At 44.6% G+C, this 24,578-nt stretch carries 19 protein-coding genes and 1 tRNA gene; 8 read left to right on the forward strand and 12 right to left on the reverse strand.

Going from position 1 to position 24,578, the window contains the following annotated elements; translation table 11 throughout:
- Positions 1–10: 10 nt before the first annotated feature.
- Together BLV62_RS23065 and BLV62_RS23070 are read right to left on the reverse strand one after the other, a co-directional pair.
- Positions 11–253, reverse strand: a complete 243-nt coding sequence (locus BLV62_RS23065) for a putative signal transducing protein (RefSeq protein WP_089764711.1) — start codon at positions 251–253, stop codon at positions 11–13.
- Between the two features lie 32 nt (positions 254–285).
- Positions 286–1,200, reverse strand: coding sequence for a CPBP family intramembrane glutamic endopeptidase (locus BLV62_RS23070; RefSeq protein WP_089764713.1), 915 nt, complete (start codon positions 1,198–1,200; stop codon positions 286–288).
- A gap of 187 nt (positions 1,201–1,387) precedes the next feature.
- On the opposite strand from BLV62_RS23070, the gene dusB reads away from it, so the two are divergent.
- Positions 1,388–2,446, forward strand: a complete 1,059-nt coding sequence (dusB, locus tag BLV62_RS23075; protein ID WP_089764715.1) for a tRNA dihydrouridine synthase DusB — start codon at positions 1,388–1,390, stop codon at positions 2,444–2,446.
- Between the two features lie 44 nt (positions 2,447–2,490).
- On the forward strand, positions 2,491–3,060 hold the full coding sequence (locus BLV62_RS23080; RefSeq protein WP_089764717.1) for an NUMOD4 domain-containing protein: 570 nt from the start codon (positions 2,491–2,493) through the stop codon (positions 3,058–3,060).
- A 76-nt stretch (positions 3,061–3,136) separates the two neighbouring features.
- On the opposite strand, the gene BLV62_RS23085 is transcribed toward BLV62_RS23080, so the two are convergent.
- A complete protein-coding gene (locus BLV62_RS23085) occupies positions 3,137–6,391 on the reverse strand; it encodes an AAA domain-containing protein (RefSeq protein ID WP_089764719.1) in 3,255 nt (1,084 codons plus the stop codon).
- A gap of 79 nt (positions 6,392–6,470) precedes the next feature.
- On the opposite strand from BLV62_RS23085, the gene proC reads away from it, so the two are divergent.
- Complete coding sequence (proC, locus tag BLV62_RS23090; RefSeq protein ID WP_089764721.1) at positions 6,471–7,268, forward strand: pyrroline-5-carboxylate reductase; 798 nt, start codon at positions 6,471–6,473, stop codon at positions 7,266–7,268.
- Here the strand turns inward: proC and BLV62_RS23095 are convergent.
- The 6 genes from BLV62_RS23095 to BLV62_RS23120 all read right to left on the reverse strand — a co-directional run bounded on the left by BLV62_RS23095 (position 7,265) and on the right by BLV62_RS23120 (position 17,064).
- The gene (locus BLV62_RS23095; protein ID WP_089764723.1) at positions 7,265–7,759 is read right to left on the reverse strand and encodes a SixA phosphatase family protein; all 495 of its coding nucleotides are present in this window, start codon (positions 7,757–7,759) and stop codon (positions 7,265–7,267) included. The two genes, proC and BLV62_RS23095, sit on opposite strands and share 4 nt — an antisense overlap.
- A 207-nt stretch (positions 7,760–7,966) precedes the next feature.
- Positions 7,967–9,814: an amidophosphoribosyltransferase gene (locus BLV62_RS23100; protein WP_089764725.1), complete on the reverse strand. Its 1,848-nt coding sequence runs from the start codon at positions 9,812–9,814 to the stop codon at positions 7,967–7,969.
- Between the two features lie 221 nt (positions 9,815–10,035).
- The gene (locus BLV62_RS23105) at positions 10,036–11,424 is read right to left on the reverse strand and encodes a peptidylprolyl isomerase (RefSeq protein ID WP_168927970.1); all 1,389 of its coding nucleotides are present in this window, start codon (positions 11,422–11,424) and stop codon (positions 10,036–10,038) included.
- 187 nt (positions 11,425–11,611) lie between these two features.
- Positions 11,612–15,244 (reverse strand): translation initiation factor IF-2, encoded by a 3,633-nt coding sequence (gene infB, locus BLV62_RS23110; protein ID WP_225889692.1) that lies wholly within the window; start codon positions 15,242–15,244, stop codon positions 11,612–11,614.
- Between the two features lie 91 nt (positions 15,245–15,335).
- Positions 15,336–16,583, reverse strand: coding sequence for a transcription termination factor NusA (gene nusA / locus BLV62_RS23115; RefSeq protein WP_089764728.1), 1,248 nt, complete (start codon positions 16,581–16,583; stop codon positions 15,336–15,338).
- Between the two features lie 16 nt (positions 16,584–16,599).
- Entirely contained in the window at positions 16,600–17,064 is a 465-nt protein-coding gene (locus BLV62_RS23120; protein ID WP_225889693.1) for a ribosome maturation factor RimP, read from the reverse strand.
- Positions 17,065–17,586: 522 nt separating this feature from the next.
- Between BLV62_RS23120 and BLV62_RS28730 the strand changes: the two genes are divergently transcribed.
- A complete protein-coding gene (locus BLV62_RS28730) occupies positions 17,587–17,703 on the forward strand; it encodes a DUF4834 family protein (protein WP_168928049.1) in 117 nt (38 codons plus the stop codon).
- A gap of 25 nt (positions 17,704–17,728) precedes the next feature.
- On the opposite strand, the gene BLV62_RS23130 is transcribed toward BLV62_RS28730, so the two are convergent.
- Positions 17,729–18,352 carry an HAD family hydrolase gene (locus BLV62_RS23130; RefSeq protein WP_089764732.1) on the reverse strand — a complete coding sequence of 208 codons (624 nt, stop codon included), beginning with the start codon at positions 18,350–18,352 and terminating at the stop codon, positions 17,729–17,731.
- 126 nt (positions 18,353–18,478) lie between these two features.
- Here BLV62_RS23130 and BLV62_RS23135 point away from each other — a divergent pair, with 126 nt between their 5' ends.
- From BLV62_RS23135 to BLV62_RS23150, 4 genes are all read left to right on the forward strand, one after another.
- The gene (locus tag BLV62_RS23135) at positions 18,479–19,585 is read left to right on the forward strand and encodes a hypothetical protein (protein ID WP_089764734.1); all 1,107 of its coding nucleotides are present in this window, start codon (positions 18,479–18,481) and stop codon (positions 19,583–19,585) included.
- A gap of 95 nt (positions 19,586–19,680) precedes the next feature.
- Positions 19,681–19,754: transfer RNA gene (locus tag BLV62_RS23140), tRNA-Ile, on the forward strand.
- 192 nt (positions 19,755–19,946) lie between these two features.
- Complete coding sequence (locus BLV62_RS23145) at positions 19,947–21,197, forward strand: site-specific integrase (RefSeq protein ID WP_089764735.1); 1,251 nt, start codon at positions 19,947–19,949, stop codon at positions 21,195–21,197.
- Between the two features lie 178 nt (positions 21,198–21,375).
- Positions 21,376–22,053: a hypothetical protein gene (locus BLV62_RS23150; RefSeq protein ID WP_089764736.1), complete on the forward strand. Its 678-nt coding sequence runs from the start codon at positions 21,376–21,378 to the stop codon at positions 22,051–22,053.
- A gap of 40 nt (positions 22,054–22,093) precedes the next feature.
- Here the strand turns inward: BLV62_RS23150 and istB are convergent, their stop codons facing one another.
- The gene (istB, locus tag BLV62_RS23155) at positions 22,094–22,831 is read right to left on the reverse strand and encodes an IS21-like element helper ATPase IstB (protein ID WP_089764737.1); all 738 of its coding nucleotides are present in this window, start codon (positions 22,829–22,831) and stop codon (positions 22,094–22,096) included.
- Between the two features lie 24 nt (positions 22,832–22,855).
- A complete protein-coding gene (gene istA / locus BLV62_RS23160) occupies positions 22,856–24,400 on the reverse strand; it encodes an IS21 family transposase (protein ID WP_089764738.1) in 1,545 nt (514 codons plus the stop codon).
- Positions 24,401–24,578: the final 178 nt, after the last annotated feature.

The following is a 24,578-nucleotide window of genomic DNA, read 5'->3' on the forward strand; positions in this document are numbered from 1 at the left end:
TAAAAGCTGTTTACTCTGCAATATTAGGATCACCGGTCGGCAAGTCCTGGTGGTTTTGAATAAGCGACTTGGCGGTAGCTTCATTACTTTGATGCACATATAATTCGACCTGTCCTGGCAAGGTGATATTGTAAGAAGAGGATTGCCTGTTCAACAAAACTGTTTCCACTCCGTGGTCTATCAACATTCCTTTTACTACTTCTGCTTCGAAAGGGCTGTTGCTCGCAAAAACTTTGATCCAATCTTTTTCCATTATTTATAGATTTAATGTGAAACGTTTTTATGTTATTTAGTCTTCTCTTCTTTTGGCGTGATCAGCTGGTAAGGAGCTGATCTCTTTTTCAAAGCCCACAAAAGGCCAATAGCCACCGGGATACTCAACACTGCCAGGTACCAGGCTACCGGCGTGGCTTGCATAGGATCATCCTTCACTATACCATGCTGGAATAAATATAACCATATTACCTGCATGCCGTTGTTAAGGATATGTGCAAAAATGGCCAGCCACAGGCTGCCGCTCACAAGGTAGATAGCACCAATAATGAAGCCAAGCGCAATACGGGGAATAAAGGCCAGGGCATCGCCATGGATAGCGCTGAAAAGGATGGCGGTTATAAATATGCTTAGCCATGGCTTGCGGGTTGTTTCGGTAATAAGACGTTGCATCACACCCCTGAAGAACAGTTCCTCCCCGATTGCCGGTATAATTGCTACTAAGAACAGGTTGATGAAAAGATCCGCAATGGAAGGCATCTTTAGCATAACTCCCAATAGTTGTTCGGCTGTTTTCTCCAGGTTCCTCAGCTCCTGGGGAATAGGCAGCGATTCGTTCCACTGGCCTAACCAGCCTACGGCAGGCAAACAACCATACATAACAAGCAAAGCCAATATGACCTGTAAAAATGAGGGCATAGTTTTAAGCCCCAGGTACCGCATTGGGTAAGGCTGCCAAAAGTAAGCGAAAATAGCCGCCGGCACAAAGAATGCGACTATTGTATAGAATAATTGCGTAATTTTCAGATAGCCGACAAGGTTAGGATTGGTAAATACTTTACTTTGCATTTCTTCCAGGCTCATGCCAACCGCCATAGGAGAGATCACTTGCAGCGCGAAAATGTACACAGCAAAGAAACCGAAGAAGAAACCGATGAAGGTAATTATCTGTAAGAAGGTTGGCGATTGCCGCAGGTAGCCTGTCATAAATAGTTACTGTCTTAATTTTGCGTAAATTTACAGAGCGAAATCCGGTTGCAGTAACAGCTATCTGTTAAAACTACCCTCATTTTTAGACAACTGTATTGCGATTTATCTGGCTCGTAAAATTAATAGTATATAAAATATTATAAAAATAACTATTGCGATTTTTAGCGTTGGTTACTCTTAAATTATGGTGAAGATAGGAAATATTGAATTGGGCGAATTCCCTTTGCTGCTGGCGCCCATGGAAGATGTAAGCGACCCGCCTTTCAGGGCTGTATGCAAAGACAATGGCGCAGACCTCATGTATACAGAATTTATTTCTTCTGAGGGATTGATACGCGACGCCATCAAAAGCCGTAAAAAACTGGACATATTCGACTATGAACGGCCGATAGGTATCCAGATATTTGGCGGGGATGAAGAGTCTTTGTCCCTGGCTGCACAGATTGTAGAAGCAACAAACCCTGATCTCCTGGATATAAATTTTGGTTGTCCTGTTAAAAAAGTAGCCTGTAAAGGAGCCGGAGCCGGCATTTTAAAGGATATTCCCAAAATGGTGAAGCTTACAGCGGCGGTGGTAAAAGCCACGAAGCTGCCGGTAACCATTAAAACCCGCCTCGGATGGGATGAAGAAACCAAGAATATAGAGGATGTTGCGGAACGATTGCAGGATGTGGGCATAAAGGCGCTGACCATTCATGGCCGTACCCGTACCCAGATGTACAAGGGAAATGCTGACTGGACACTTATAGGAAAAGTTAAAAATAACCCGCGTATTCAAATACCTATATTCGGTAACGGGGATATATGTACGCCGGAACAGGCAGTAGCAGCGAGGGCTAAGTATGGGGTGGACGGTATTATGATCGGCAGAGCGGCCATAGGCTATCCCTGGATCTTTAATGAAATAAAGCATTTTATGAAGACGGGCGAACATTTACCTTTACCAACTGTTTTGGAAAGAGTGGAGGTTTGTAAAAAACATCTCCGTCAGTCAGTGGCCTGGAAAGGTGAAGTGGTTGGCATCCTGGAAATGCGCAGGCATTACACAAATTACCTCAAAGGACTGCCGCACATTAAAGATTATAGACAGCAATTAGTAACTTGCAATACATTAGCGGAAATAGAGGACGTTTTAGACAAGGTAGTATTACAATACAATGATCACATATTCGAAAGATCGGCCCCTGCTTATGATTTTCTGCCTTCCAGCAATGAAATGACTGGTTGTAACGTTTACGGATAGACGGATAACCCCAAAAGTGTAATAAAATAATAAATTACTTTCACATGACCACAATTAAAAATCTGAGAAATGAAGTCTGGAAAGACTTACAGATTAAAAACAAATCTGCTTTGCGTAAGAAATACGCCGTTTCAAATATGGGCCGGGTGATCAGTTATCATGAAAGTATCGAAGATGGTAAGCTGCTCACGGGTTCTACCGTGGAAGGCTACACGGTTTTAAACGTAAAACCGGCCGACAGCTACCAATCTCTCTACCTGCACCGTGAGGTTGCCAAGCTTTTTAACAAAAAGCCCGGTAGAGCTCACAAATACGTTATCCACCTGGATTACGACAAAAAGAACAATAAGGCTTCCAACCTGAAATGGGCAACCAAGGAAGAAATGGAGGAACATCAGCAAAACAGTCCTGCAAAACTGGCTTACAAAGAAAAACAACGTAACCGGTTAAAAGGCCTGAAACTGAATGTTACCAAAGTGAAGAGTATCAAACGACTGCTCAACAAACCAGGTAAGAAAACCATGAAACAGATCGCCGAACAATTCGATATCAGCGAAATGCAGCTGTATCGTATTAAAAGCGGGGAAAACTGGGGACACGTAACTCTGGATTAAAGCCTGGTTTACCAGGAGTGATCAATATATGATGTTGTCTGAACTGTGGTCATACCGAAGGTATGGCCATAGTCGTTTATAGCCGGCTTTGAGTCATTTCCGACAGTATCTTCCTGTAATGAGCGCTCGACTGCAGCACAGGTTCATGCCCCAATAAAATAACCTGCTGCCGGGCCCTGGATAAGGTTACCAGCAGTTTCCTGTCGACTTCGATCTCTTTTTCTTCCCAGTCGAACCACCCGATCGACTGCAGCGTTTGCAGCTGGGCCGGGTGATGCACGGCCAGCGAAGCGATAATTATGTCGTTTTCTGAACCCTGGAACCGTTCTACTGTATCAATATTTATTGATTGCAGCATCTCATCATCTGCCAGTAATTCCCTGATCAGGCTGATCTGTGTACGCCACGGCGTTACGACTCCCACCCTGTCTTTAGGCAAAGACGGGCCATACTTCTGCTTTAAATGCCGCAACAGGGAAGCCACCCATTGCGCTTCCGTTTTATTCATCTTGGAAGTGGATTCGTAAGGACTGTTAATAAATATTTTCCGGCCGGCGGATAATATCCTTTCCCAGCCCTCGCCGGTTGATGCGTTCTGCTCAAACGGCAACTGCTGCTCCGGCCTTCCGGAATTCAGCTGCCCTGCATAATAGTGGTTCACCATTGCAGCTATCGTTTCATGCATCCGGAAATGGGTACTAAGCATTCCCCAGGCTTCTCTCCAGTTATTCTTCTTACAACACTGCATCAGCCGTTCGAACAACGAAGTCCGGAGATCCCGTATCCCCAGCGCGGTCAGCTGCTCTTGTTTACAGGTGCAGAAGCTATCGTCCTGGGCTACCACGGGAGGTAACTGGTTCTGGTCTCCTATCAGGATAAATTTCTTAAAAGGCATTAATAATCCCAATACCTGCGGCTCTGTCAGTTGCGACGCTTCATCCACGATCAGCGTATCCATAGCTACTCCCATCATGAGCAACTGTTCCAGCCGCGACGACATAGTAGCCACTGTGGCTACAAAAACCCTGTGGCCGGCAATAAAATTCCTGGCTTCGTCCAGCGATCCGCCCAGGCAGTACTGCTGCAACATTCTGCCGGCTTCCGTGTTCTTGCTGCCTATACGCAAATGCCTGATAGCGCGGCTTTCCAGCTTTGAGCAGATCTCTTCCACCGCCTTGTTGGTGAAGGCAACTATAACGGTTGTACGCCCTTGTTTTACTGTTTCATTTACAATAGTAGTAAGTAAGGTTGATGTTTTGCCTGTGCCCGGTGGTCCCTGTAACAGGAAGTAGTCGTTTGCTTCCAAAGCCTGCTTTACGATCAAAGCCTGGTTATCGTTGAACATTGCCGGCGGCGGATAGGTCAGCGGCGTTCTGCCCGGCGCGCGCAAACCAAGCAACAGCCTGGTTTTATCCGCATACTGGGGCGCGATAATATAATAGAGTGATGCAGCGGCCGACCAGTAGTTGGATTCATACATATCATGCTCTATCACCCATTCGTCGAACTGCCGGAAGAAGTCGAGCGTCATTTGCCTGTTGATAAGGCTGAAGGAAAGATGATGTTTGCCCAGGTCTTCTATCCTGCCTTTTAAAAGTTGTTGCTTCAGCGGCCGCAAACCGGCGCTGGTGCGCGGGTAGATGACGGCCGTGTCATTCACCCTGAAATTATGGTTCACGGGTATGAGCAGGTCGAACTGTACTACGCTGTTAACGGTGTCAAACTCCCTGAACCGCAGCCCGGGGATAATATTGAATTTCTTCAGCTTCTCCTTTTCGTCCTGCAGCCACAGTGCTGCAAATCCATCTGCTTCTTCTTCCCTGTTAACGGCCGAGAACATCCCGCATTTTGCCTGCAGGAATTCCCGCAGGGTGAAGGCCAGGTATTGCTGGTAATAGGCCTTGAACTCGGGAGGCGCCGTTGAATAAGCCTGTTGAAATGCGCTGAAATGGTGGCTGCTGAAAGGAGGCACGCCGGTTGCGTTTTCTGGACAGATGGCGTTAAGTATCTCCATTTCTCCCGCCGCCAACCTGAGCAGCATAGCCACGATCTCGTTACGCAAGGTCAGAAGTTCATTTTCCAGGAAATGAGTACTGCTCACATTGCGTAAAGGATTGGAAGCGGCAGCAGAGTAAAGGATGGCGGAACTGCCTTTTCTGCCGGGGCCGAAAGTGGAGCGCAAGAGCAGGTTATAACCCACTACCTGCATTTCGTGGTTTTTCCAGGTGTTGAAATCCGGGGCTTTGCCGCTTTTTAATTCATAAATTTCTTTACGGGTGATCTCTGTCTCATCCTGGGTCATTACATCGAGTCGCCCCTGCAGCCCGTACTGGGCTGAAAAGAAGGTAGGTTCAATGCTTACGTTCCCGTTTCCCAGTTCTTTCACTGCATTTTGGAGATTGTTCCAGTGAACAGTCTGGATATCGCGGTACATTTTATTCAGCTCTTCCCGCCCATAGGCAGCTGCCTGCATAACGTTTTCGGCAACTGCTTCCATGAACATCTGTTTCAGGTTTGTAGCCTGTTTGCGAAGCATATCGTCGAGCAGGGTATTGACCAGGTTACCGCGGAAGGCCGCTGGCCCGGAGTTTTGAGGCAGCAGTTTTTTAACGAGGTACAGCAACCGGTTGCAGCCCCGGTGAGTGAAACACTCGGCCAGGTCGCTGATATCGATCAGCAGATCGGGTTCCAGTATTAACTGGCTTTCGGGCGTGGCTATATACTCATGTTCATGATTGCCCGGTTTGCAGTGGAAGATGTTAACAGTATCGTATGCACGCAGCATGGTTTGAAGGCTGAGGACTGTTGCCGGCAACATGGCATCTAGCTGCAGGGTGAAATCTTCATTCTCTTCATCTGTCAATTGCAACACAGTACCATTAACAGCCCTGATCATTCCTTTCAGTACGGGAATATCCTGTTTGGCTGTATTGTCTTTTTTCAGGGAAAGCTGACCCGGTGTGTTATGGATGAACAGCAGATCTTCCGGCGGCGCTGCCTGGTAGTACCATTCTATTAGATTGGAGATGGCTTTCAGGCATTGCAGGTGTTCTTCTTCCGAAAACATATGCATACCACGTATAGCCTTCATAGTTAGGGTGCGCGCAACCATGACCTGGCTTTTCAGGTCCCTGGGCGCGTTTTCCTTATCGAAGAAAAACTGCATCCGGGCAAAGAGGTTACCAAACGAGCGGGTTTCCTTTTTGGTAAGTTCGCGGAATAAAGTTTCAAGTAATTGTTTATAATACCTGACCTTTTCATCGGCCAACCCGATATGAAATGCTTCCCGAATCCTGGCGTAGAAGGCAGTAGCGATAACTGTTAACTGCATAGTTGCAAGTTAATAAATAGACGTTTGCAATGCTGCATCAATTGTTATACCTTCCGTAAGTTTTATTAAATACGATTTTATGTCAGCCAAAAAAATTGCCATAATAGGCGGTGGAAACCTGGGAACGGCCATTGCGCAGGGGTTATTGAAGAGCGGCTTCTCCAAGCCATCCGACATTACCATTACCAAACGTAACGTAAGTACTTTATCGGCGCTTCGCGATGCGGGCGTTCGTATAGAAACCGATAATGATATAGCGATCCGCGAGTCTGAAATTATTGTGGTGGCGTTGAAACCATATAATGTCAGGGAAGTATTGCAGGAGTTCCGTGCATCTTTCGATCCTTCGAGGCATATCCTGATCAGCGTGGTAACAGGGGTAAGTATAGAAGACCTGGAAAACGTGGTACCCGGTATGGCGGTAGTTCGCGCGATGCCTAATACAGCCATCGCCATCCAGGAATCCATTACCTGTATCTCGCATAAACATGCAACGGCAGAACAGGTACAGTATGTAAAAACCATGTTCGATCAGCTGGGCGCTACTGTGAGCATAGATGAAAAGCTGATGGATGCAGCAACAGTATTAGGGGCATGCGGTATTGCCTTTGCCCTCCGTTTTATCAGGGCAAATATCCAGGGAGGTATTGAAATCGGGTTTGATGTGCGTACGGCCAACCTGATCGCTGCCCAAACGGTGAAAGGGGCTGCAGAATTGCTGATCAGGGAAAACAGGCATCCGGAAGAGGAAATCGACAAGGTAACCACTCCTAAAGGGTGCACTATTGCCGGTTTGAACGAGATGGAGCACCAGGGTTTCAGTTCTTCCCTCATTAAAGGGATCACTGCATCTTACAATAAGATTGTGAAAGATTAATTATTCCTGGGGTAATCGAAAAAGAGGAATTTCTTCGAAGCTATGTCGAAGTCTTTCCAGCTGTCGGTTTCCGCCTGGATAGCGAAAATGCCTGCAGTAGGCACATTGTCTATCCTGATCTCGTCTGTCAGGTAATTGGCGAAATCCGTGATCCCCGGATTATGGGCGAAGATGGCTATTGTATTGAAATCGTCGTCCACTTTTGTGATCACTTTCAGGAAAGTGGCGGCGTAACAGAGATACAGTTCATCTTCCAGCAAGATAGCCTGTTTGGGATACTTCCATTCGTTTGCCATTAATTTGGCGGTATTCCTGGCTCTTTTTGCGGGGCTTGAAATAACCAATTCAGGAACCAGGCCATGGCCGATAAGACGTTGAGCCATTTCCGGGGCGTTTTGTTTGCCACGTTTATTAAGAGGGCGGTCAAAGTCATCTATATCGGAGTCTGTCCAGCTCGACTTAGCATGACGGATAAGTAATAATGTTTTCATGGGATGAAAACGAATGTTAACGTAACGAAAATACTGAATTTACAGGAAGTTAATTTGTTAGTATTATTTGCGTATAACAGACATCGTTATTTAAGATAAAATTAACATGGGAAAATAGCGACAAATAATAAATTATTTAAATGTTTATAATGAAAAAATCCCGGCAGTATTTAACCGCCGGGATTTTTTATAATGCTTTTTCTATTATTAATATCCTCTTTCGTTCTTGCCTTCCATATAGTTCATAAACGCTTTATTTACTACACGGTTACCGCCAGGAGTCGGGTAATCGCCGGTAAAATACCAGTCGCCCAGGTTATTAGGGCAGGCTTCGTGCAGGCTTTCGATAGATTGGTAAATCACTTCGATTTCTGCGCCTATGCCTTTTGGCGTCAGGATCTCGGCAATTTTTGCGGAGATCTGTTCCGGCGTAAATGGTTTGTAGATATTTTTTACAACGTTTTGAGCATGCAGGGTGTTGGTGCGTTGCAATTCTTTGCACAAGCCGTATGCTTCCTGGAGGATATGTTCTTTACCATGATCTTTCAGGAGGGCAATGGCTGCCTGGAAAGCAACGAAGTCGCCCATTTTACTCATATCGATACCATAGCAGTCGGGGTACCTTATCTGAGGCGCTGAAGAAACGATGATGATCTTCTTTGGTCCCAGCCTGTCCAGCATTTTGATAATACTTTCTTTCAGCGTAGTACCTCTAACGATAGAGTCGTCGATCACCACGAGAGAATCTACCCCCGGGCGTACGGTTCCGTAAGTGATATCGTACACGTGTTGAACCATTTCGTTACGGCTGGAATCTTCCGTAATAAAGGTTCTCATCTTTACGTCTTTGATCGCGATCTTGTCGATACGGATACGACGATTGATCATTTCTGTCAGTTTCTCTTCATCGAAATCCTTACCCCATGACTGGATACGTTCAACCTTGATCTTGTTAAGATAGTCTTCCAGGCCTTTCAATAAGCCATAGAAGGCTACTTCGGCAGTATTAGGGATAAATGAGAAGATGGTATTGCGCAAGTCGTTATCGATCGCTTTCAGTACTGTACCGGAAAGGTTGCGGCCGAGCGCTGTACGTTCTTTATATATCTTTTCATCGTTCCCCCTGGAGAAATAGATCCTTTCGAAGCTGCAGGCTTTGCGTTCTTTCGGTTGGAGAATCTGTTCGATGGCATATTCGCCGTTATTTTTAACGATCAATGCGTTTCCCGGCATCAGTTCCAGTACCTCGTTCTCGCCAACATTGAAAGTGGTGCGGATAGCGGCTCTTTCGGAGGCGGCAACGATCACATCGTCGTTAATATAATAATAGGAAGGACGGATACCGTGTGCATCGCGGATCACGAAAGCATCGCCGGAGCCGATAAGGCCGCAGGCGTGGTAACCGCCGTCAAACATCGAGAATGATTGCTGAAGGATCTTTTTAATATCCAGTTCTTTACCTTCTTCGCCGTCTTCTTTGCAGATGAAGTGGTGAACTACTTCCAGCATTGCTGCCAGGTCGCTGTTCTTATGTACTTCTCCAGGTTCAACGTTGACGAATTTGAATAACTCTTCGGCGTTTACCAGGTTGAAGTTACCTGCCATGGTCAGGTTCCGGGAAGGGATGGTATTGTATCTAACGAAAGGATGGCAAAGTTCGGCGTTGTTCTTACCCTGGGTAGCGTAGCGGAGATGGCCTAACAGCAGTTCGCCAAGGAACCGGATATGCCCTTTCATGAGGCCTGGGTATTTGGTGATTTCCGGTTGGTATTTCTCTATTTCCTGGATTTCGTCGCGAACTTTTCCGAAAATATCGCCGATCGCTTGTGGAGCTGCGCTCCGGATGCGGTGCATGAATGGAACACCTGGTTCGGTGTTAAGTTTAACAGTGGCAAGGCCTGCACCATCTTGTCCCCTGTTGTGTTGTTTTTCCATGAGCAGGTACAACTTGTTCAGCCCATAAAAAACAGTCCCATATTTTTGTTGGTAGTAGGAAAACGGTTTTCTTAATCTTATAAATGCCAGACCGCATTCATGTTTGATCGCATCACTCATGGCAGAAAATTGAAGACGCAAAGTTACGCTAAAAACCAGAATCCATAAAGAGATTGGCAAAAAGGATATGCAGGGTTGTGGATAAGTGGGGCGCAGAGTGGATTAAGGAGATGTTAAAAATGGGATGGCCGGTAAGAAACATCCTCCAGGCGTCTCAATAGCAAAGAAAAAGGGCTGCCCGTTAAGACAACCCTTTCAGTATTATTTCTTTATATAAGTTTTTATTGCTTGGCGACCGACGACATCCACTGGTTAATGTGGTTGCAGTTCTTGTATTCATCGTCTACATGTACATAGAAAGTAGGGATCTTTTCCATCAGCCATTTGTTGATGGCTTCAGCCCTTTTCACTTCCAGGGTACGTTGCTGGATCCTTGAATAGTCGTCTGTCAGGTTTTCGCGGTGCGGCTGGGTTTTCGTTTTAAGGTAAACGATCCTGATAGCCGGGCGACCGTTATCGTCTGTAAACTGGGTTGGAGCGGAGATCTGGCCAGGTTTCAGGGTATCGAGCATCATTACAATCTCCCTCTGTGAAGGATCATCCAGCTGGTCAATGGTGATCAGGGTACTGCCATCGCCGGTTGGAGACTGGATCATACCACCGGTGAACTTAGCGTTCGGGTCATCGCTGTATTTCATTACCGCTTCCGTAAAGTTCATTTTACCGTCCAGGATCACCTGGCGGATAGAGTCGAGCTTCTTGGTATAAGCTGTAAGGTCAGACTTTGTGATGGCGGCTCTTAATACGATATGTTGTACCGTTACGTTGTCGCCTGTTCTTTTCAGCATCTGGATCAGGTGATAGCCGAACTGCGTTTTGATCGGGTTGGAGATCTCCCCTTCTTTCAGACGGAAGGATGCTGCCACGAAATCCGGATCATAAGTGTTTTTATCGTTCCTGTTCAGTACATATACTCCTTTGTTCTCCTTTACGCCAGGGTCTTCAGAATAAAGCATAGCCAGGGAAGAGAAATCAGATTCTTTGCTCTGAACGCGTTTTTTAAATTCCAGGAGGCGGTCAATGGCGTATTGGTCCATTTCTTTGGTTGCCTTAGGCTGCAGCACCAGGGTACCGATCTCCAGTTCAGATTCATAGAACTTCAGGCTGTCTTTAGGGATAGCGTCGAAAGTTCTTTTAACTTCAGAAGGAGTCACTTTAACCGGTTCAATGATCTTGTTACGCATTGCCTGCGCCAGTAATCTTTCCTTGATCGGGGTACGGAAACGTTCGCGGATCTGGTAAACAGAGTAGCCGGTGATTTCCTTCATCTTTTCTTTGGAACCGTATACGTGATCGATATAATAGCGGATCTGGTTTTCCAACTGTCCTTCCACATCCCCTTCCGAAACCGGTAAACTATCTCTTTCTGCCTGGAGGATCATTACTTTCTGAGAAATCAGCATTTCCATCATCATGCAGGCTGCATTGGGAGGCAGGGTCTCATCGGGTGAGTTGCGTATTTGTTCAGCCAGCGCCCCGTCCATATCTGATTTCAGGATGATCTTATCACCTACCACCCCGATAATCTTATCTGCCACCAGTTTCTGCTGAGCCGAAGCCCCTTGCCATAAAAGCAGAATGCTTGCGGATATTGCCAAAAGTTTCTTCATAAATAAGCGGTAAAAACCAAAAATAACCATTATAAGAGCAGTAGCATAGAGGAAGTCGACGGATTTAACAAAAGTTTAGATGAAATCCTCTGCCACCATGATTCTAAAAAAGATTAGCGAAGATAAATGTGGTTGTTGGCCACTATATCTTCGCTAACCAGGGAAATCAGATTATTTATTAAACATTTTAGAGTGTTCTTTTCACTTCAACTTCTTCGAAACCTTCGATATGATCGTTCGGGCGAAGATCGCTGTATCCGCGGATACTCAAACCGCACTCCATATTGGCTGCAACTTCTTTCACGTCGTCTTTGTAGCGTTTCAGTGAAGCGAGCTCTCCGGTGAATACCACGATACCGTCACGTACCACGTTGATACGGGTGTTCCTGGTGAGTTTACCATCAGTTACGAAGCAACCGGCAACGGTAACTTTTTCGAACTTATAGGTTTCGCGAACGATAACGTTACAAACCACTTTCTTCTCGATCTTCGGTTCAAGCATACCTTCCATCGCGCTCTTGATCTCTTCGATCGCGTCGTAGATGATGGAGTAGGTACGGATCTCGATGTTTTCTTTTTCAGCCAGTTTAGCTGCCTGGGAAGAAGGACGAACCTGGAATCCGAGGATGATCGCGTCGGAAGCTGTTGCCAGCAATACGTCTGATTCGGTGATCTGACCTACTGCTTTGTGAACGATGCTGATCACGATCTCTTCTGTAGAAAGTTTCTGCAGGGAGTCGCTCAGCGCTTCTACGGAACCGTCGAAGTCGGCTTTGATGATGAGGTTCAGTTGTTTGAAGTTTCCAAGAGCCAGGCGGCGTCCGATCTCGTCGAGCGTGATGTGTTTCTTGGTACGGATACCTTGTTCACGAACGATCTGGGCACGGCGGTTAGCCACTTCTTTAGCTTCGGATTCGTCTTCATACATTTTGAATTTCTCACCAGCCTGCGGCGCACCGTTCAGACCCAGTACCTGTACCGGAGATGAAGGTCCTGCTTCTTCGAGTCGCTGACCGCGTTCGTTGAACATGGCCTTGATCTTACCGTAGAATGAACCGGAAACGATGGTATCGCCCTGGTGGAGAGTACCGTTTTGTATCAGCAGGGAAGCTACGTAACCACGTCCTTTATCCAGTGTTGCTTCAACGATGCTACCGGAGGCTTCGCGGTTAGGATTAGCTTTCAGTTCCAATAATTCGGCTTCCAGCAGTATTTTTTCGAGCAGGACGTCGATGTTTAAGCCGCTTTTTGCGGATATTTCCTGGCTTTGGTATTTACCGCCCCAGTCTTCCACCAGGAGGTTCATGCCGGCCAGTTGTTCTTTGATCTTTTCAGGATTAGCGCCTTCTTTATCTATTTTGTTGATAGCGAACACCATAGGCAAGCCTGCAGCTTGTGAGTGCGAGATGGCTTCACGTGTCTGAGGCATGATGGCGTCGTCGGCTGCTACTACGATCACGGCGATATCCGCTGCTTTCGCACCGCGGGCACGCATCGCTGTAAAGGCTTCGTGACCTGGGGTATCCAGGAAGGTGATCTTTTTACCGCTGGCAGTAGTTACCTGGTAAGCACCGATGTGCTGGGTGATACCACCCGCTTCACCGGCTACCACGTTCGCGTTGCGGATATAGTCGAGCAAGGAAGTTTTACCGTGGTCTACGTGTCCCATGATGGTAACGATCGGAGCCCGTGGTTCCAGGTCTTCCGGTGCGTCTACTTCTTCTTCCTCGTCGCTTTCTTCAGAATCTTCCAGTCCGATGAATTCCACTTCATAGCCAAATTCTCCGGCTACCAGTTCAATTACTTCGGCGTCGAGACGTTGGTTAATGGATACCATGATACCGAGGCCCATACATTTAGAGATCACTTCGGCGAAGCTAACATCCATGAGGGTGGCGAGTTCGCTTACAGAAACGAATTCTGTCACCTGGAGTTTGTTGTTATCTTCTCCTTCTCTTAATTTCTGGTTTTCTCTTTCCTCGCGTTTTTCTCTGCGGTGTTTGGCTTTCACGTTTTTGCCGCGAGTGTTACCGCTGAGTTTCGCCATGGTTTCCTTGATCTTATTCTGGATCTCGTTCTTATCGATTTCTTTTTCTTCAACGGTGCGTTTGTCTTCGTTACGGTTAGGGCCTCTGTTGTTGCCTCTGTTGAAGGTACCGCCGCCACGGTTATTTCCATGTTGGCCCTGGTGACCTCCTTGATGGCCGCCGGTCCTGTTAAAGCCGCCTTGACCGCCCTGACGGTTGCCGCCTTGACCTTGTTGGTTTCCGCTTCTGTTGAAGTTTCCGCCACCCTGACCTTGCTGGCCTTGTTGACCGCCTCTGTTGAAGTTTCCGCCGCCCTGGTGTCCGCCTTGTTGGCCGGTTCCATGCGGACGATTGCCACCGTGCTGGCGGTTATCGCCATGCGGGCGGTTACCGTGTTGTTGGTTGCCTCCCCTGTTGTCGCCATGTTGCGGACGGTTGCCCTGGGCTCTGTCGCTATCTTTGCGGTCGCCGTCTTTAAAGTCTTTAGGCTGAATAGGTTCGGGTTTCTTTTCTACGATGATACGTTTACGTTTACGTTTTTCATCGCGGTTATTTTTATTGTTATCGCGCCTGTCTGACTGTACTGGCAGGTCAATTTTACCGATCACTTTCGGGCCTGTTAATTTTTCGGCCTGGATGTTTTCGATAACTGCGCTGCTTTCGTCCTGGTTTTGTTGGGCAGGAGGCGTAGCAGTGGTATCAGCGGTAGCCTGTTGGCTGCGATTTTCTGCCGTCACGACTTGTGTAACAGGAATGTGCGCCGGTTCTTTAGCGGTAGCCGGTTTGGCCTCTTGTAATACTTCTTCCACTTTTTTAACTACAGGTTTATCTTCAACCGGTGCGGCTTTTTCCGTTTTTTCTGTCGTATCGGTTTTATCTGTTTTAGCTTCTGGAGCAGGTTGAGCCTGAGGGGCTGGCGCTGCTTTTTCAGTTCTCACTGTTTCTGCCGGTTTTTCTTCTTTGGCAGGAGCGGGAGGGGCTGATTGCTGAACAGGTTGTGGCTGAACTGGTTTAGGTTCAGGTTGTTTTTCCGCGGCAGGGGTTGCAGGGGCAGCAGGTTTTTCTTCCTGTGCTGGTTTTGATGCAACCGGAGCGGGTTTTTCTTCCTGTTCAGGTTTTTTGGCAGCAGGTTTTTTGCGGTTGAGCGCATCCAGGTCGATAGTGGTGATCACTTTAGGGCCGTTGATTTTCGGCGATTCAGTTTTAACCACATCTGGTTCTGCTGCTGGAGGAGGGGTAACCGGTGCTTTAGGGACTTCCGCAACAGGGGGAGCTGTAACAACGGGAGTTTCTGGCTTCGGTTCAGCTTTTTCCTTAGCAGGAGGCGGAGTTGCCGGAGCAACATTTGCCTGAGGCTGAGGTTCCTGTTTAGGGCTTTCCTTTACTGGTTCAGGTTTAGTTTCCTGTTTAGGAGCTTCTGCGACCGGAGTGGCAGGAGCTTCTTTTTCGTCTTTATTGGTAGTCTTTTTAGCCGCCGCTTCCGCTTCCTCTTTTTCTTTCTCTTTCTTCTTCATCGATTCTAACACGCTTCCTTTAGGCAGGGCTATTTGGTCGCTTTTGCGTTTATTAGCCTTGTCTTGCTGGAATTCCGACTGCAGAGCTGCGTACATTACGGAAGTAAGGCGGGCGTTGGGGGAACTGAATCCACCCATATCAAAGCCTTTATTGCTAAGGAAATCGATCAGGGTTTCCTTACCAATATTGAACTCCTTGGCTGCAGCCAGCAATCGTGGTGTGTTGTTTGTTGTTTCAGGCATATCGTATATCGGGCCTCCCCTGTTTCCCGTATCCAACGGGACGTTTTTTTTACGTTTAAACAATAACTCGAAAAAATCAATTCCCTTTCTAATAAGGCCTTTACCTGGGAAGGGTTGTGGCTCGGCTTTATTCTTTGTCAAACTCTTCTTGTAATATTCTTCTTACATCCTGCACTGTCTCTTCTTCCAGGTCAGAACGGCGTACCAGTTCTTCAACAGTCAGCTCTAATACGCTGCGGGCAGTGTCACAACCTATTCGCTTCAGTTCGTCTATTATCCATTCTTCGATTTCATCTGAGAATTCTTCGAGATCGATATCAAATTCTGACTGTTCCTGTGCCTCATCGCGGAATACGTCTATTTCGTAACCGGTCAGTTCGCAGGCTAATTTGATGTTTACGCCTTTTTTACCGATGGCCAGTGATACCTGGTCAGGGTTGAGGTAAACGGAGGCGTATTTGTTGTCATTATCCACTTCCATTCTGCTGATCCTGGCAGGTGTGAGAGAGCGTTGGATCAGTAACTGGATGTTAGTGGTATAGTTGATGATATCAATATTTTCATTTCTCAGTTCACGAACGATGCCATGGATACGGCTTCCTTTCATACCAACGCAAGCTCCTACCGGATCAATACGGTCGTCGTATGATTCAACAGCAACTTTTGCTCTTTCTCCTGGTTCGCGAACGATTTTTTTGATGACAATCAGCCCATCAAAGATCTCTGGCACCTCAATTTCCAGCAATTTAGCAAGGAAGGATGGATGTGTACGGGAGAGAATGATAAGTGGCGCGTTGTTTTTCATTTCAACTTTCTTCACCACGGCTCTTACGTTCTCCCCTTTTTTGAAATAGTCTGTAGGAATCTGTTCAGATTTAGGCAAAATTAATTCATTCCCTTCATCATCAAGCAATAAAACTTCTTTTTTCCAAACCTGGTAAACTTCCCCGGTTACAATTTCGCCTGCTTTATCGGCGTATTTCTTCACCAGGATGTTTTTTTTCAGGTCTCCGATCCTTGCGGAAAGGGTTTGTTTGGCTGCGAGGATGGCCCTGCGGCCGAAGTCCATGATTTCTACTTCTTCATATAGATCTTCCCCAACCTGGTAATCCGGTTCTACTAAAATAGCTTCGGAATACGCGATCTGGGCGTTTTCATCTTCTACTTCCCCATCATTAACGATGGTTCGACGGCGTAATATTTCCAGGTCACCTTTTTCGGTATTTACAATCACGTCAAAATTCTCATCTGAGCCATATTTTTTCCTCAGCAGCGTTTTGAACACATCTTCCAAAACCTTCATCAATGTAGGCCGGTCAATGTTTTCCGCCTCCTTGAACTCGGTAAATGACTCAATTAAGTTAATACTAGCCATGTTTATTTGTTATATTTTAAAACACGATGCACACTTTCGTATGCTTGATTTCATTAAAATTTAGATCAGTAGATTTTTTTTCTTTCTTTTTACCCACCGTTTCCTCAATATTGATACCTTCTTCGGTAACAGACTGCAATATACCTTCCTTCACTGCGCCGTCCAGCAGGGTAACTTCCACTTTTCGTCCAATATTTTTAAGGTATTGTCTGTGCAATTTGAGTGGTTCGTCAAGCCCCGGAGAAGAAACTTCCAGGGAGAAGTCGTTATCCGGAAAGAGATTAGCAGCTTCCAGTAACGGGTACAATTGCCGGTTAAAGTTGACCAGTGTAGCCACCGGTACGCCCTTATCACCGTCCAGAAAGAGCTTAATATTGTTAGTGGGCTTAATTTTGATTTCTACCAAAAAATTGTCGGGATGTTCTATCAGCAGTCCCTCTGCCAATTCCCGGATAGTTTTTATCACTTGTTCGTTTGCCATACAAAAAACGCGAAGGGGACAATCTCTCGTCCCCTTCGTTAGTATCATTTTTCCTTATGCAAAATTAGGATTTTATTTTGATTGAAAAACTATTTCTTTGAATTAGCTGAAAATTAATGTAGAAGAGGCTTTCCGAATGTTCATATACGATTTAAAAATATCTGAGCCCAGTTACCTGCATCCCGGGAAACTGATTTTCAAGCGTATTTGGCATAGCGGTTTTGTGCCATATGACATAACAGCAAACTCTTGCATTAGGAGTATTTACAATGTTTCCTGTCCCGGCCCTACTGGTAGCGTATATGAATGCAGCAACCTGAGCTTTAAAGTTAAAAAAAACTTAAAAAAGCAGGCTTTTCCCGGCCCGGAAAAGATTTATCTGCTAACTTCGTGGGCATGTTTAAGTTTTTGTTTTCTATATTCTTAGCTTGGCTACTCTATAAACTGATATTCAATCTGATAATACCAGGATACAGGGTAACAAAGGAGGTGCGCAGACAGATGCATAATATGCAGGATCATATGAGGCAACAGTATGAGCAACAACAGGCAGCGTATGGACAGGTTCCGAAAGATCCTCCCAAGCAGCAGAAACCGACAGACCGGGGCGAGTATATCGATTTTGAAGAAATAAAATAAAAAGAAGACCAGCGGTCTTCTTTTTTTATGCTTTAGGTTTGAAAACTTCCAATATTGTTTTTGGCGGCTGCAAGTAAAGTGTTTGTAATCCCACCTGTTTGGCTCCTTCTATATTCGGCAGCGTATCATCTATAAATAATGTCTCTTCCGGTACCAGCCCATTTTCATCTATCACCATCTGGTAAGCTTCTTTATTCGGTTTCCGCTGACCCATTAGATGGGAATAATAGGCTTTATCGAAAAACGTAGCCAGGGAAGGTATACCCCTGGAGGTTTCCAGGATCTTGTTAAAGGCCTGGAGGTGAATAGCGTTGGTATTGCTCAGCAGGTAGAGGTTATAGTGCTGGCGGAGCTGCTGCAGCAGCTGCAGTCTTTGCAGCGGGAAATCGAGCAGCATGGCATTCCAGGCAGCTACGATCTGTTCGTCTGTCACCCCTTCCGGAACATATTTATGCATAGTAGCCAGGAATTCTTCTACCGACACATGGCCTGTTTCCAGGTTGTTGAACAGGTCGGAACCATGAAACTGGCTGTATAATTCGTTGAAATTGTGAACGCCGAGTTTTGTAAATGCTTCGCTGGTTGCGTGATAGTTAATATTCAGGATAACGCCTCCCAGGTCGAAAATGATGTTTTTAATGCCTTGCATGCGAGTAAAATTCGGGGACAAAGAAACGGTGTTTTTATTAAAGTTATCTGTGGATAATTATTTTTTGACAAACTTGAAAAATTGATAAACTTCAGGTACGATTACTATTTAAATCCCTTTTTACTTATGATGCCAAAAGTTAACCTGGTAAAAACATTAGTACTGTCGGCCTCTTTTCTGACCTGGACCCATTCTGCGTTTAGCCAAACCCTTGAAGAAGTGGCCTCCAAGCCGAACGGCAATTATACCACAAAAAATATCTGGATAGGAATGGCGCCGGATGCGACAGCCACTGAACAAGCATTGAATATTGGAGGAAGGATCAAGCTCCTGGGAACCGCCAACGCCTATACGCCCGGGATTGACGGTACCCAGCCAACCATTTACAGGAGCGGAACATCAGCCGGTACCTATCCTTTTAATACATACGATAATCTTGTTCTGCAAGCGGGAATTGTGAATAAGGATATTGTTATGGTTACAGGGAACACCCCCGCTCCCAGGATGGTAATTAAAAATGATGGTTTCATCGGCGTTGGAACTACTTCGCCAACAACCAAGCTGGATGTCAGGGATGGGTCTATTAACATTAACCCTGGCGCTAACAATGTTTTCAGAATTGGCTATGCCAATATGGGAAATACTACCTATGGAAATAGTCCGTATATCGGTTTTAACGCTTTCCTGTATTCGTCTAACGGCAGCAATGTATTTACTCCCTTGAATAATTCAGGCGCGGGGCTGGTGATAAAAGGAGATGATGCCGGCAGCGGGCTGCATTTTTATCAGCGAACGTTTAATAACCCTTCGCCTTATTACGACCTTAATACTTTTACCGAAGTAATGACGCTTACCCCTAACGGCGCTCTTGGTATTGGGACTAACAGCACAGGAGTACATAAACTGGCTGTAGAAGGGTCGATCGGGGCAAGGAAAGTAAAAGTGAACGTTTCCGGATGGGCAGATTTCGTGTTTGACCCCTCTTACGACCTTCCCAAACTGGCAGACGTTGAGCGCTATGTAAAAGAACATCGAAAATTGGAGGGTATCCCTTCTGCGGAAGAAGTGAACAGCGAGGGAATTGAGTTGGGAGATATGAATAAGCGTCTTTTACAGAAAGTGGAAGAGTTGACTTTATATCTTATTGAGATGAAGAAAGAAAATGAGGAATTGAAAGCACAGAACCAGCAGATATTAGACAGGGTAACTGTTTTGGAGAAGAAGCAGAAATAATATGAAGATTAAGAGCTAAAAATTTTTTTAGGATAATTCAATAAAATAATTAGTTTTGCACTCCCTTGAAAAAGGGAAATTAGTTCTTCGGAACAGGTCCTATAGCTCAGTTGGTTAGAGCACCTGACTCATAATCAGGGGGTCCCAGGATCATGCCCTGGTGGGACCACTTAAAACAAAAATGCCTTATCAGTATCCAAGCTGGTAGGGCATTTTTCATTTTAGCACTACTCATTTTTCTGCCTCTCAGGTGTAAAAACAGGTGGAGCATCTGCAAAAAGCAGGTGTGACTTTTTCCTATGCCAACCACTTCTCTATCAAATAATTACATATTTCTACACATTTCTAAAATTACCCAATTATGAGTAATAAGGTGGAGATTTTGTTCTTTGCCAGATTGAAGAACAAAAACAAGAAAAACCTTGCTCCTATTTATGCAAGGATCATTGCCAATAGTCAAAGAGTTGAATTTTCAACAGGACTTTCTATAGACCCTAAACACTGGAATGGCAATACAGCAAAGGTTGTAGCAGGAAATGCCAATGCCCAATTAATTAATACATATATCAGTACCAAGAAGATTGAGTTCAAAAGAATCTATAATGATCTATTACTGGAACAAAAAGAGATCACTGCTGAAATCATGAAAAACAGATTGTTGGGCATACAGGAAATAGAGGCCAGCAGGACATTTCTTGAACTTATGGACTTCCATATTTCAATATTCAAAAGTAAGATTGGTACTGATACAGCCATTTCTACTTATAGAAAGTATATGGTCACTAAAAAGAGGCTGGAAGAATTTATCCCCTATCAATATAAGAAAAAGGATATTAACCTGTCAGATCTTAAACTGGAATTTATAGCCAGCTTTGACCTTTATTTAAAGGCTGTCTGCAAGAATAACCATAACACAGTGGTAAAGCACTGCAAGAATGTGAAAGCCATTATTAATCATGGTATCCAATATGAGTGGCTAGAAACTAATCCTTTCACTAAGTACAAAACTCCATATAAAGAGGGTGATAAAGGGATTCTTACCAAAGAGGAATTGGCAACATTGATGGCAAAGGAATTTAAAATTCCCAGATTGGCAGTAGTCAGGGATTTGTTCGTATTCCAATGTTATACAGGGCTTGCCTATACAGATATGAAAGAACTTACCCAAGCTGATATTCAAATTGGCATTGATGGTAACAGGTGGATTATTAAAAGAAGAACTAAGACAAATCAGAGGTCACCTATTCCCCTACTTCCACAAGCAATTGATATTTTGGAAAAGTACAACTGGCAAGGAAAACAGGATAATGCTCCTATTCTGCCAGTAATGACAAACCAGAAAATGAATGCTTATTTAGTGGAGATTGTTGAATTGTGTGGCATCTCAAAGAAAATCACCACCCATGTGGGCAGAAGAACTTTTGCCACTACAATCACTTTGAGTAATGGAGTACCTATTGAAAGTGTGAGTGCAATGCTGGGGCATACTAACCTTAAAACAACGCAGATATATGCTAAGGTGGTGGATACTAAGATTAGCCAGGATATGCAGCAGTTGAAGGAGAAGTTATCTGGTGGTAATTTAAAGAAGGTGGTTAATGGAGATAGTTAGTATTATTTTGAGCATTCCTTTACTATTACTCATCTGTTGGGGCTTAGGAGCATTATTCTTTGTTCTACTACCTGATCCAAAACAGAATACAGGAAGCCAGATTTTAGCAGGGATTGTCATTCTTATCTTGATAGGTTTGATTACGAGGCTATAATTGTAAATCAAAGTTTTAAGTATATTGGATAACAATAAATATCCAGTATACTTAAAACAAATAAAAATCACTTTACAAGTAGTACTGCCTATGGGATACCAAAATTTCTACACTATTGAACAATTAAAGGATTATAAGATCATCAAAGATTGGGATAAGGAGATTAAGCCCAATATGCGCCTAACATCTAAAGGCAATGGTCCCCTAATTCTCGAAAAACACATATTTGATCTTAATACTAATTTGCATTTTAATGGAAAATATGTTGAAGAAGTAATCTTTTATCATTGCTACTTTGCAAAGGGAATTGAATTTCAGAGTGCTGTTTTTGAAAAAGGTTTCCAATTACATTCCTGTATTATTGAAGGTGAAATTTTCACTACTGGAACCACTAAGTTTAATGGAGGATTTAATACTAAATACCTGACTATTAAAACACTTTCAATAAGTAAAGGCGAATTTGCTACAAGTCATTTAGGCATACAAAAAGCTGATAAACTGTCTATCTCTGGTGGAACATTGTCAGATTTTAACATTCATATTGAGGAGGAAATCGCGAATCTCTATATTCACGCATCCAAAATAACAGGTGACATCTTTTACAATGGGAATGGTAAAGTTGCTGATAGTATACATATAGCTGTCTATTTCGGTGATATTGGGCCAGTGATTTCGGCGTCATTGGGCCAATTATTTCGCTAGTCATTGGGCCACTTTCCGATTACAATTATATACAATTCATTTAAGATTCCAATTTCTTTTTTCTTCTATAGGATTCGCCCGTTAACTCCACTCTATGTGAGGAGAATGTAACCCTGTCAAGAATGGCATCTGCGATAGTACTTTCACCAATTAGTCCATGCCATTTTTCCACCGGTATCTGCGTAGCTATTATCAGAGATGCGCTGTTGTAGCGATCTTCTATGATATCCAGAAGTGCCGTTCTTGCCTGTTGATCTATTGAAGTTAAGCCAAAGTCATCAAGGATAAGTAATTCCGCTCTTTCAATCCTTTTAAGCAACTTGTGGTAAGTACCATCCAGCCTAGCTATTTTTACCATATCAAAGAACCTACCTGTGTTAAGATAGAGCGTCTTATATAGCATCTGACAAGCTTTTACTCCGATACATTGCGCAAGGAAGCTTTTGCCACAACCAGCAGGACCTGTTAGGATTATGTTTTCCCTACGGTTTATGAAGCCCAGTGAAAGGAGTCTTTCAAACATATTTCTATCAAGGCCTCTGGAAGGGGTGTAATCAATATCAGTGGCTGCAGCCTTTTCCTTGAATGAAGCCTTGTAGATAAGATTATCAATATTCTTATTCTGTCTGGCCTCCCATTCTGCATCGATGATGGTTGCCATGAAGTCATCCAGACTCATTTCACGGTAAAGATTATCACTCAGACTACTCCGATAAAGCTCAGCCATGATCATCATACGCATCTTGCGCATTTTTTCGATTGTTGTGTTCTCATTCATATTATCATTTTTTAATGTTGTATGCTATCTGTAGATCGAGGCATCCCGTAGGTTCTCATGCATAGGGATATGAAAGGCCTGTTGTACTTCCTCTTCCAGGGTATCAAGTTTATTTTTAAGGATATTAGCTATCGTCTGGTAAGATGATTTATGATGCGAAAGACCTCTTTTGCATGCGTTTTCAACGCGGGAAGCGCTATGGGTTTTCACAAAAGCAAGTATTCCCTGTGCCTGTTTATACCCTAGTTCAGGATAGCTGTACTGCGCAATTAGTTGGCGGATATATTGCTGAGCATATGGTCCAACAACTGCGGCACGTTGTTCAAAATACATCGGGCTCCAGTCGTTATAGGCCTGATGTGAAGAAGGCATATGATCTCCGATGGTGGTATAGTTCCCAGGTCGAAAGCTTCGCTGATGCTTGGCTATACGCTGAAAGTTATAAAAGACCTCCACGGTGTCCTTGTTATATTGGACTTCTACATGATGGCCGATATAACGGTGAGGTACACTATAGTAGTTTCGATCAGGACTCAGATATACATGTGATATCTTCTGCACTTTTGCTCGTCTAAAGTACCGCAAGTTATAGGTTGATACAGGTAGTGGGCTTAGGTGCTCTTTTTCCAGATCAATGAATTGGCTCCTCCTGGTAGAGCCTCCATGCGAGAACAAATAATCATTATATAACACCAGCTGTTCTGCTATAGCTACATTAAGTTCTTTCAGACTAAAGAAGGTCTGCTTGTCCAGTGGGTAAAAAATACGCTGGTAGACCAATGTTACGCTACGTTCTACAAGAGCTTTATCCTGTGGGTGATATGGACGGGCAGGATCTACTACACAACTATGGAAGAGTGCAAAGTCTGCAAGTGTTTTGTTGATTTCTGGAGCATATTTGGAGCCTTTACTAACGGCTGATTTAAGGTTGTCAGATACAATAGCTTGCGGTACGCCACCAGACCACCTGAGACAGCTGTCAAGGCAATCGATAAAGTCTTCACGTTTTTGGCTGGCAACGGCTTTTACAAACGTATATTGACTGCAGGGATAGACGGCAACGAAGATTTCAACAGGAATAACCTCTCCAGTAATCCTGTCCACATAGGCCATTTTTTTGCCTGTAAAGTCTACGAAAAGTTTTTCGCCTGCTTTATGCTCAAGTTTTCCCGAAGCTTTGACCTTGCCTCTCCATTTTCTGTAATGGGTGGTAAACTGGGTATAGCGATAGCCGTCAGGATGTTCAAGAAGGTAGTTTTGCCATATCGTCTGCAAGGTAGCTCCGGGTCGCTTGAGCTCATGCTGTATCTTGCTGAACTGAGATGACAGGTGTTCATATCGTATCTTTTCGGTTTGGTCATCTTCGGTAAAAAGATCGTGAAGCTTGGCATCATCCATAGCTAGAAGTTCAGCATGATCCAATTCCAGCACCTTAAACCGCCTAATATAGCTATCCACCGTTTTGCGGTTGATGTTCATTATCTGGGCAACCTTACGGTTACTAAGTCCTTTTTTCTTTAGAAGGATCAGTGTTCTAAGTTCCATTTTGTCTTTCCGTTGTCCTGCCATGCTGTTGTGATATGTTTATACAACAGCAACTTAAGCAGTTTAATGGAAAGTGGCCCAGTGACCTCCGTTTTCTAAATAAGAATGGCCCAACGACCTCCGAAATTCAGGAGATTTTTTGGCCCAGTGACCTCCGAAATAATTGGCAAATAAAACCGAATTAACTGGCCCATTGACCTCC

This window comes from Chitinophaga terrae (ex Kim and Jung 2007) (assembly GCF_900107795.1).
Classification (GTDB): Bacteria; Bacteroidota; Bacteroidia; order Chitinophagales; family Chitinophagaceae; genus Chitinophaga; species Chitinophaga terrae.

What these genes read in the sequence shown, in the direction of transcription:
- BLV62_RS23145 (WP_089764735.1), top strand. Translation starts at nt 19,947, where the DNA reads ATGAGTAATAAGGTGGAGATTTTGTTCTTTGCCAGATTGAAGAACAAA.
- BLV62_RS23065 (WP_089764711.1), bottom strand. Translation starts at nt 253, where the DNA reads ATGGAAAAAGATTGGATCAAAGTTTTTGCGAGCAACAGCCCTTTCGAA.
- BLV62_RS23080 (WP_089764717.1), top strand. Translation starts at nt 2,491, where the DNA reads ATGACCACAATTAAAAATCTGAGAAATGAAGTCTGGAAAGACTTACAG.
- dusB (WP_089764715.1), top strand. Translation starts at nt 1,388, where the DNA reads ATGGTGAAGATAGGAAATATTGAATTGGGCGAATTCCCTTTGCTGCTG.
- istB (WP_089764737.1), bottom strand. Translation starts at nt 22,831, where the DNA reads ATGAATGAGAACACAACAATCGAAAAAATGCGCAAGATGCGTATGATG.
- BLV62_RS23100 (WP_089764725.1), bottom strand. Translation starts at nt 9,814, where the DNA reads ATGAGTGATGCGATCAAACATGAATGCGGTCTGGCATTTATAAGATTA.
- BLV62_RS23130 (WP_089764732.1), bottom strand. Translation starts at nt 18,352, where the DNA reads ATGCAAGGCATTAAAAACATCATTTTCGACCTGGGAGGCGTTATCCTG.
- BLV62_RS23095 (WP_089764723.1), bottom strand. Translation starts at nt 7,759, where the DNA reads ATGAAAACATTATTACTTATCCGTCATGCTAAGTCGAGCTGGACAGAC.
- BLV62_RS23070 (WP_089764713.1), bottom strand. Translation starts at nt 1,200, where the DNA reads ATGACAGGCTACCTGCGGCAATCGCCAACCTTCTTACAGATAATTACC.
- BLV62_RS28730 (WP_168928049.1), top strand. Translation starts at nt 17,587, where the DNA reads ATGAGGCAACAGTATGAGCAACAACAGGCAGCGTATGGACAGGTTCCG.
- BLV62_RS23085 (WP_089764719.1), bottom strand. Translation starts at nt 6,391, where the DNA reads ATGCAGTTAACAGTTATCGCTACTGCCTTCTACGCCAGGATTCGGGAA.
- proC (WP_089764721.1), top strand. Translation starts at nt 6,471, where the DNA reads ATGTCAGCCAAAAAAATTGCCATAATAGGCGGTGGAAACCTGGGAACG.
- BLV62_RS23135 (WP_089764734.1), top strand. Translation starts at nt 18,479, where the DNA reads ATGATGCCAAAAGTTAACCTGGTAAAAACATTAGTACTGTCGGCCTCT.
- istA (WP_089764738.1), bottom strand. Translation starts at nt 24,400, where the DNA reads ATGGCAGGACAACGGAAAGACAAAATGGAACTTAGAACACTGATCCTT.
- nusA (WP_089764728.1), bottom strand. Translation starts at nt 16,583, where the DNA reads ATGGCTAGTATTAACTTAATTGAGTCATTTACCGAGTTCAAGGAGGCG.
- BLV62_RS23105 (WP_168927970.1), bottom strand. Translation starts at nt 11,424, where the DNA reads ATGAAGAAACTTTTGGCAATATCCGCAAGCATTCTGCTTTTATGGCAA.
- BLV62_RS23120 (WP_225889693.1), bottom strand. Translation starts at nt 17,064, where the DNA reads ATGGCAAACGAACAAGTGATAAAAACTATCCGGGAATTGGCAGAGGGA.